This is a genomic window from Undibacterium sp. RuRC25W, from assembly GCF_049339825.1.
Taxonomy (GTDB): domain Bacteria; phylum Pseudomonadota; class Gammaproteobacteria; order Burkholderiales; family Burkholderiaceae_D; genus Undibacterium.
This window is the reverse complement of sequence record NZ_JBMPPD010000030.1, coordinates 50,279-58,994: the sequence shown is the minus strand read 5'-3', so window position 1 is coordinate 58,994 and position 8,716 is coordinate 50,279. Positions and strand designations below refer to the sequence as shown.

Genomic DNA, 8,716 nt, shown 5'->3' with positions numbered 1-8,716 from the left:
GCGCAATTCGTTCCCATTGATCATCTCTCAACATCAGTCGCAGCATCGTTTCATTCTTTAAAATCTAGAATGTAAACACACTTCGGGAAAAGTTAACAGCTTTTTATATGTCAACACGCCCTAGTTAAGCTACTATCTCTTTATTATCATTTTCTTAGCTATCACCATGTTTAGTCGTTTCCGCGAAGACATCGCGAGTATTATCGCCAAAGATCCAGCTGCCCGTAATGCGTGGGAGGTTATCACGTGTTATCCAGGCTTCCAGGCGATCGTGATGCATGGATGGGCGAAGTGGTGTTGGGTCCGTGGATTTAAGTGGCTAGGTCGCTTTATTTCACACGTTGCGCGGGTGTTTACTGGCATTGAGATTCATCCTGGTTCTACCATTGGGCGTCGGGTATTTATTGATCATGGCTTTGGCGTTGTCATTGGGGAAACTGCTGAGATTGGCGATGATTGCACGATTTATCAAGGAGTGACGCTCGGGGGGACCTCGCTGTCGCGTGGTACTAAACGTCATCCAACGTTGGAGCAAGGTGTTATTGTTGGTGCCGGTGCCAAGGTTCTCGGTAGTTTTACTGTCGGTGCAGGCGCTAAAATTGGTTCAAATTCGGTTGTGGTCAAGCAAGTTCCCGCTGGTGCGACAGCAGTTGGTAATCCCGCTCACGTCATCAAGAAGGAAGCCCCTTCGGCTGAGATGGCTGGCGTGCAATTATTTTCGGCATATGGTGTTACGCAAAACAGCGACGATCCTGTTTCTAAAGTACTACACAAGCTCATTGATCATGCAGTAGCGCAGCAAGAGCAAATCGAAAAGCTAACAGCTGCTATTGCTTGCGCTGGCATTGTCTGTGACGTGAACATTGAAAAAGATAAATTTAATTCTGACCAGATAAATAGTCTGGTTGACTAACTTATTTCTTTTTGACTAGCGGCAAAAACATTGAGGCAATGGCGGATTGCTTCTGGTAGCTCGCTTGGATTCATACCTATAGGACCGGTTCCATTTTTGGACAAGTAGTCTGCTGCTGCGCCGTGCAACCATGTAGCTAGTTGTGCGGCATCGAAGCTAGTCAAGCCTTGAGCCATCAGTGCGCCGCAAAGTCCTGCTAGCACGTCACCAGTGCCGCCTGTAGCGAGGCCAGCATTTCCTGTCGTATTGATACGCAAGTCACATAGTTGGTTGCAGATAATGCTTCCTGTGCCCTTGAGAATGATGGTGCACTTAAATTGTTCTGCCAGCGACAAGGCGCTGCTGAGTCGATCTGATTGAATGTCTTTCGTGGTTTGTTGCAGGAGTCGCGCAGCTTCCAATGGATGTGGCGTCAAAATACTCTGCGCGTTTCTGATTTTGAGATACTCTTGTAATTCCTGATCTGCTGAAATCAAATTAAGTGCATCGGCATCAATAACCAAACGGGAGTCAGATTGCAACATTCTTGTCAGACTATGTCTTGCAGCATCTGTTTTTCCGAGTCCGGGGCCAATAACAATTACTTCACTTCCTAGCTTTATATCGGCAAGATCATGACACATGATTTCAGGATGAAGGGGGTCATAGCTCACAGTCGGTGACAGGAAGCCGAGCGTCGTCTTACCCGCACCTGCATAAAGCGCAGTACGTCCCGCGAGGATGCTCGCACCCACCATGCCCTTTGCGCCTCCAATCACTAGTACTTGACCAAAATCTCCCTTGTGGCTATTTTGCTTTCGTCGTGGAAGCTGAAACGTGAAAGCTGTGGGATCATTCAGTATGATATTGCTATCCGGTCGTTGAGTGGCATCGACGTCTAGATCCGATATGAGCACCTGGCCTGCATAGTCTTTTCCATCGGCTGTATATAAGCCTGGTTTGTTACCAAGAAATGTCAGCGTGCATGTCGCTTCTATGCATGCGCCTTCTTCGGCTTCTGTCGCGATGATAGTGCCAGTGTCAGGGTGCAATCCGCTGGGAATATCAATGGATAGAATCGGTACTTGCCTTATTTTTGCGTACTGATTAATGGTGATAATGACTTCTTTGTTTATGCCATTGATTGGACGTGTTAATCCAATGCCAAACATGCCATCGACAATCAGTGAGAACTCTTGTTTTAAAAGTGATTTTAAGGTGTCGCAGCTCTTAAAAATAACTTTCCGGGAAAGTGCTTTTTCAAAGAATTTTTTGCTATTTTCCGTATATTTATCGGTATCAGCGCAAAGAATTACAATGACCTGAAACCCTTCCTTAGCTAGGTCTGCCGCAGCTGCACATGCGTCGCCCCCATTATTGCCTGGCCCAGCGATCATTAAAATAGGATGACTATTTTTTTTAATAAGTTGTTTTGCCAGTATCGCCGTTGCTCTTCCTGCTTTTTTCATCAGATTTTTGCCTGGGTGTTCAACCGCAACCCTAGCTTCGATATCACGTATTGCTTGTGAATTAAACAGTGTTAAATCAGCCAGCTTCATATAAGTATCATCACGATGGAATAGGTTTAACAACAGGTGGAAGTGGATGTTGAATTACTTTTCCAAGAGATTGCATGGTTTCCACTCCATATTGAAACAAATTTTCTATTGGTAGTGTCAGATAAGGCAGGATCATTCCTAGTATTAAGAACCCAACGCTAATGGTAATCGTAAATCCAATACCAAATACATTTAATTGGGGCGCAGCCCTTGTGAGTATCCCGAGCGCCACGTTAGTAAGCAGTAGTGCCGCAATTAGAGGGAGAGAGAGCTTAAGACCGTAAATAAAAATCTGTTCGCCCCAAATCGCTAATCGGTGGAAATCAAAACCATTTTGTAACGTCATTGAAACAGGTATTGTTTTAAAGCTGTCCATCAGTGCAATCAGCATGGCGTGATGCACGTTGAGTGAAAAAAATAGTACCGTTGCTATCAGGACTAAAAGTTGTGCTAAGGCTGAGGTATTGCCTCTGGACTGAGGGTCGAAAAAAGACGCGAACCCTAAGCCCATTGTCATCCCTATCATGGAGCCTGCTAGTTCAATGGCGGCAAATACGAGACGCATTACAAAGCCCATTCCGAGGCCAATAATGAGCTGCTGCGTCAGTATCATGACGCCGGATAAGGAGACGGGATCTGCGTTGATAAAGGGGGGAATTCCAGGTGTGATGATCAGCGCTAGAACGATTCCAAACGCAATTTTGATGCGGCGAGGGATGCTGCTGTTGCCAAATGGTGGCGCGATTGCAATCAGCCCTAAAATTCTGGTCAGTGGCCAGATAAAGGCCATAATTAGCCCAACCAGTTCTTTGGATGACAATGAAATCATGGGCCGCTGAAATCTAGCTTAACTAGCCATTGTGGCGATGCTGGTAAACATCTGTCTCATATAATCGGTCAGTACACCAATCATCCACGGACCCGCAATAATCAGCGTCGTAAAAATACCGACTAGTTTAGGAATAAAAGAGAGCGTTGATTCGTTGATCTGGGTTGCAGCCTGAAAAATACTAACAAGCAAACCGATAACCAAAGAGACAAGCAATAACGGTGCAGCCAGCATCAAAGTTACTTCTACTGCTTGACGCCCAAGGGTCATTACATATTCTGGAGCCATTTTTACCTCAATAGAAACTTTGTGCCAAGGAGCCAATAATCAATTGCCAGCCATCGACTAATACAAATAACATCAACTTAAATGGTAATGACACAATGGATGGAGACACCATCATCATACCCATCGACATTAATACGCTGGCTACGACCATGTCGATAATCAAGAATGGAACAAAAATAGCAAAACTGATTTGAAACGCTGTCTTGAGTTCGCTTGTAATAAAAGCAGGAATCAAGATGCGGAAAGTAACGTCTTCAGGGCCTTGCAACTTCGGTGAGTTTGACATCTTTACATACAATGCAAGGTCAGACTGCCTGGTTTGCTTCATCATGAATTGCTTCAGCGGTGCGCCACCTTTTTCAAGTGCATCTACCATGCTGATCTTATTTTCCGAAAACGGTACATAAGCATCGGTATATATTTTATCGAATACTGGTCCCATAACGAATAAGGTCAGAAAGAGCGCCAGGCCAATCAATACCTGATTGGGAGGGGAGGATTGGGTTCCGAGTGCCTGTCTTAACATCGATAGAACAATGATGATGCGAGTAAAACTTGTCATCATTAGCAAAACGGATGGCAAGAAACTAATCGCTGACAGAAATAGCAGGGTCTGAATGCTCAGTGAATAATTCTGACCACCGCCGGCAGCCGGAGTCGAGGTAATTGCTTGTAATCCCCCTGTCGATTCGGCAAAGGCAAATACAGGTAAGCATAAGCACAAAAAGCTGAGCAGTCGGAGAAGCACAGAAGGTGAAAGGCGCAGTGTTTTCATGCAGAACTTATTTGATATCGTTGTGCGCATCACTGCGCTTTTCTATAGTGCGTTTTAGCCAATCCTGGAATATGCCATTTCCTGTTTGATTGATAGAAACAGGAACATCTTTCTTCGGCATACTGCCAAGGTTGCTGATATTGTTCGAGGTGACGCCGAGTATTAACCATTGGTCATCTACTTCGACAACTAAAACCCGTTCTCGATTGCCAACACTAACGCCACCGACGACTTTGACAAGTATTTTATTGCCCGAAGCAACTGGTCCGATACGCTTCAATAGCCAAGCTGCTGCAAACATCAGTAATAATACAAAAAGAAGTGCTCCAGCGATTTGTAAAAATCCAATACCTGGGCTGACTGCTTTCATGTCGTCGGCCAATACTTGTTGAGAGAAAAAACAGAGTAATAACCCTACGTAAAATCTACATGGCGCGATCATCATTTGTTGAGCTTACGAATGCGTTCTGCTGGCGTGATAATATCTGTTAAGCGGATACCAAATTTATCGTTGACCACCACCACCTCACCTTGCGCTATCAGGCAGCCGTTGACCAAGACGTCCATTGGCTCACCCGCCATCCCATCAAGCTCTACAACGGATCCTTGTGCCAGTTGTAGTAGATTTTTAATCGCAATTTTTGTGCGGCCTAACTCTACAGTGAGTTGTACGGGGATATCGAGAATGAAGTCGATGTCATTGTGTGTTTCACTCGGGGTACTTTTTGCACTGAAATCATTAAAAATCGCTGCGCTTATAGCTGGTTCAGTTTTCTGACTTGCAGCGGCTTCCGCTTTTTCTTGTTCAGCAATCGCCGCGCCCCAATCATCTTCACTAATCGGGGTATCTGCGTTTTCATCCATGATTTTCTCCTTGTACTACTTCTTGCACGCTGGAATTAAGTAGTTTTTCCACGCGTAATGCATATTGACCGTTAAATACGCCGTATTTACATTCCATAATGGGTGTGCCGTCAACCTTTGCTGATACGATCTCAGGGACGTGAAGCGGGATAATGTCTCCTGCTTTCATATTCAATATATCTTCAAGCGTTACTTTGGTTGTGCCCAGATCAGCCACAATTTCGACTTCAGCGATCTGAATTTGTTGCGTCATTAGTCGCACCCAGCGCTTATCAATCTCGAGGGTTTCACCTTGCAGGCTACTTGTCAGTACATCCCTGATTGGTTCGATCATGGAATAGGGCATACAGAAATGCATTTCACCACTAACAGGGCCAAGTTCGACCGTGAAGGTTGTTGAGACGACGACTTCATTTGGCGTTGCAATATTAGCGAACTGGGTGTTCATCTCTGAACGTATATACTCGAACTCGATGGGGTAAACGGGCTCCCAAGATTTCGCGTAGGTCTCAAAAATAATATCAAGGATACGATGAATGATACGTTGTTCGGTTTGCGTAAAATCCCGTCCTTCAACTCGAGTATGAAACCGCCCATCTCCTCCAAATAAGTTATCGACGAGTAAAAACACCAAGCCTGGATCTAGTACGATCAGTGAGGTGCCTCGTAGTGGCTTCATGTGAACGAGGTTAAGATTGGTTGGAACAACCAAATTACGAATAAATTCGCTATATTTTGATACCCTTACCGTCCCAACGGATACTTCAGCACTACGGCGTAAAAAGTTGAATAAGCCGATCCGTAAAAGACGGGCAAACCTCTCATTGATGATTTCCAGTGTAGGCATACGCCCACGTACAATCCGCTCCTGTGTCGCGAGATTGTAGGTGCGTACCCCAGAAGTATCCTCTTGAGACTGAGAATCATCCTGGTCTCCCGTAACGCCTTTGAGAAGGGCGTCGACTTCTTCTTGGGAGAGGAAGTTATCTGACATGGGTTTACTGAACGACGAAAGAAGTAAAATAAACGCCACTCACCTTTTGCGACTCACCTTTTGACGCAAATGGTTGGCTCACTTTTTCAATAATTTCTTGTACCAATTTTTCCTTGCCGTCGGCAGTAATGATTTCACTTGCATCTTTACTTGAAAGAAGTAAAAGAAGGCGACTACGAACTTGTGGCATGTTCGCTTTAATCAGGTTGGCCTGCTCTTCACCCTCAACCTCTAAGGTCATCGTTACCTGTAGATATTTGTCGCCGGCATCCGACTGAAGGTTGACCGTAAACGGCTCCATAGGAAGAAAAGCAGACACCTTTGGTGCTTCTACTTTCTCTTCTTTTTCTTTCGATCCAGAGTGCTTCTTAGACAGAAAAAATGCTGCACCACCGCCAACGCCAGCAAGCACGAGTACGGCTGCAGCGATAATGATGATGAGTTTTTTCTTCGATTTTCCAGCAGGGGCGGCTTCGCCGTGCGCTGGAGCTGCTTTCGCAGGTGCTTTCGCCATTTTAATCCTCTCGACGTGCTTTATTCGTCACGGTTTTCCATATTATCTACGAAGGAAGGTGGTTTATAAGCGAGGAAAAGAAGGGGTATTCTTCTTTAGTTCAAACTTCTATGCTTCAGTCATGTTAGACGTGTGCAGCCAACGATGCCCAGAATCTCCTCTGCTAACTACCTTCTTTTCTTATTCTACATGGTTGAGTGGAAGTTTTTCCAGTCTGGCATCTAAGCAAAGGTGTCAACTTCACCGATTCTTGATGTAAACACTCTTGATGACGCGTTTGAAACAGCCAATGTCGGATCAATTTGTTGTGTGTTTGAACTTATCGAGCTAGTTTGCCCCCACTCTTGCGAGTTTGGTCGGTACCCGCTCCCTTGTTGCCCCTGATTCGATGCTTGTGTATTAACGGAAAAACTTGATAGCTCAATTCCAGCGTCGCTCATCATTTGGCGTAATTTAGGCATAGAGGATTCCAACGCTTCTCTGACCTCGGGTTGGGAGCACATAAACGATGCGCTGGCGTGCTCGTTAGTTACTTTTAAAACGATTTGTAGCGGCCCTAAGTCAGGTGGGTTCAGGCTTAATTCTGCCGAATGAATACTTTCGCCAACCATCCATAATACTTTTTGACCAACCGCTTTGTCCCAACCAGTACTTCCAAATGGTTGGGTGATTTGTGTATTTGATGTACCTGCGGGTGCAACTGCTGCTGCAATATTAGCAATGACTGCCTGAGAATTGGGTGCCTGTGGTGTTATTGCTGCAGTTAGTTTTTCAAGCTTGTTCTGGAGCGATGCCGTGAGCACCTCTTCGTTATTCGTCGTAGTTAATCCAATTTTCTCGGATGCCGCGAGGTTTGCTGGTAATGCTTTACTTTCGTCTGTTGTTAACGTCTTACTCTCTTCCGCAATGACATCCTTGGCGTCAATTAGTTTTTGAGAGAACGCGCTATTAAACGTGCCGGTAGGTTCATTGAAAGGTGACGCATCGCTCTCAATGGTCGCGGTGAGTGGTAATGAATTCGTGGTCGAAGTTGCAGTCAAGTCGACCGTTGTTGCATTGATGGTTTTGCCACTGTCGTCTGTTGATTTTGCGGTAATGGGTAGATCAATTTTCGGCACGGTGGACATCGCACCAAATAAAAGCATTAGCGGGCTATTGTCATCAAGGTGACTATTATTCTTGTCTTTGTCGTCATTTGTCTCAGTTGATGGTGACGTCGCTGATGTGCCAGTCTCTGGGGCGCTAGTCTGGCTTGATGCACTCTTATTATTTTCTATTGTTGTGCTATCAGTCGCTTTGCTGTTCTGCTCAGCATTTTTTGCATTTTTTGCACTTTTGGCGCTGTTGATGTTGTTATTGCTGTTGCTATTGACCGAAATCTTGTTGTTACTGGTGGTGTTCAGTTCCCGATTAAAATGAGCGCTGAATGAGTTTTCCTCAAGCGACATTGGGTTATTTTTCGGAGCGCTACTTGCCCCATTCTGATTAAGCATCGTATTGACAACATTCGCCGTTTTCATGATATTTACCGCTCATTAGAATTAGAAGGTTATGACTTGTAAAAATATGCCCTGGCTGCAAAATCATCCGTCTGCTTTTGGTCGCGTTTTGTTTCTTTAAGTTGCTGCCCTATCTTCGTTCTTTGATCCAGCGTGTTGTAGGACAGTCGTTTTTTTTCGCACCCTTGCCAATTATTTTTTGCTATTTCTATTCGTCTTGCCGCTTCAGCTACGACCAACTTTTGACCTTCGACAGCGCTATCAAGTTTGTCAAGAAAACTCGTGAAATTTGCGTATTGGCTCGCACTGATCCCTCTTGCTGCGTTGTCACGAAATTTCATATCGTAATCGTCTCGATATTGAGCTAATAAATTTAATTTGGCGATGGTTTCCTCGTGGTACCGAATTGCCTTGCCTAATTTTTTCGCTGCTTCATCTGTATCTTTTTCGGCAATTTCGATGAGAGTAGCGATCGCGGACTGTGTTGCCATAGCTTCCTAAG

General features: G+C 45.0%; 11 protein-coding genes. 1 reads left to right on the top strand and 10 read right to left on the bottom strand.

Annotation, left to right across the window (positions count from 1 at the left end; genetic code table 11):
- Window positions 1-166: 166 nt before the first annotated feature.
- Entirely contained in the window at window positions 167-913 is a 747-nt protein-coding gene (gene cysE, locus ACO0KV_RS13990; RefSeq protein WP_423043151.1) for a serine O-acetyltransferase, read from the top strand.
- Here the strand turns inward: cysE and ACO0KV_RS13985 are convergent.
- The 10 genes from ACO0KV_RS13985 to fliJ form a co-directional block, all read right to left on the bottom strand.
- Complete coding sequence (locus ACO0KV_RS13985) at window positions 910-2,451, bottom strand: NAD(P)H-hydrate dehydratase (RefSeq protein WP_423043150.1); 1,542 nt, start codon at window positions 2,449-2,451, stop codon at window positions 910-912. The genes cysE and ACO0KV_RS13985 overlap by 4 nt on opposite strands.
- 10 nt (window positions 2,452-2,461) lie before the next feature.
- The gene (gene fliR / locus ACO0KV_RS13980) at window positions 2,462-3,280 is read right to left on the bottom strand and encodes a flagellar biosynthetic protein FliR (protein ID WP_423043149.1); all 819 of its coding nucleotides are present in this window, start codon (window positions 3,278-3,280) and stop codon (window positions 2,462-2,464) included.
- A gap of 18 nt (window positions 3,281-3,298) precedes the next feature.
- Window positions 3,299-3,568 carry a flagellar biosynthesis protein FliQ gene (gene fliQ, locus ACO0KV_RS13975; RefSeq protein ID WP_423043148.1) on the bottom strand — a complete coding sequence of 90 codons (270 nt, stop codon included), beginning with the start codon at window positions 3,566-3,568 and terminating at the stop codon, window positions 3,299-3,301.
- Window positions 3,569-3,575: 7 nt separating this feature from the next.
- Window positions 3,576-4,343 carry a flagellar type III secretion system pore protein FliP gene (gene fliP, locus ACO0KV_RS13970; RefSeq protein WP_423043147.1) on the bottom strand — a complete coding sequence of 256 codons (768 nt, stop codon included), beginning with the start codon at window positions 4,341-4,343 and terminating at the stop codon, window positions 3,576-3,578.
- Window positions 4,344-4,350: 7 nt separating this feature from the next.
- Complete coding sequence (fliO, locus tag ACO0KV_RS13965) at window positions 4,351-4,713, bottom strand: flagellar biosynthetic protein FliO (RefSeq protein ID WP_423043146.1); 363 nt, start codon at window positions 4,711-4,713, stop codon at window positions 4,351-4,353.
- A gap of 71 nt (window positions 4,714-4,784) precedes the next feature.
- Complete coding sequence (gene fliN / locus ACO0KV_RS13960) at window positions 4,785-5,207, bottom strand: flagellar motor switch protein FliN (protein ID WP_423043145.1); 423 nt, start codon at window positions 5,205-5,207, stop codon at window positions 4,785-4,787.
- Window positions 5,200-6,201, bottom strand: a complete 1,002-nt coding sequence (gene fliM, locus ACO0KV_RS13955; RefSeq protein WP_423043144.1) for a flagellar motor switch protein FliM — start codon at window positions 6,199-6,201, stop codon at window positions 5,200-5,202. Before fliM ends, fliN begins: the two co-directional genes overlap by 8 nt.
- A gap of 4 nt (window positions 6,202-6,205) precedes the next feature.
- Entirely contained in the window at window positions 6,206-6,715 is a 510-nt protein-coding gene (gene fliL / locus ACO0KV_RS13950) for a flagellar basal body-associated protein FliL (RefSeq protein ID WP_423043143.1), read from the bottom strand.
- A 221-nt stretch (window positions 6,716-6,936) separates the two neighbouring features.
- Window positions 6,937-8,235 (bottom strand): flagellar hook-length control protein FliK, encoded by a 1,299-nt coding sequence (locus ACO0KV_RS13945; protein WP_423043142.1) that lies wholly within the window; start codon window positions 8,233-8,235, stop codon window positions 6,937-6,939.
- A 29-nt stretch (window positions 8,236-8,264) separates the two neighbouring features.
- On the bottom strand, window positions 8,265-8,705 hold the full coding sequence (gene fliJ, locus ACO0KV_RS13940; RefSeq protein ID WP_423043141.1) for a flagellar export protein FliJ: 441 nt from the start codon (window positions 8,703-8,705) through the stop codon (window positions 8,265-8,267).
- Window positions 8,706-8,716: the final 11 nt, after the last annotated feature.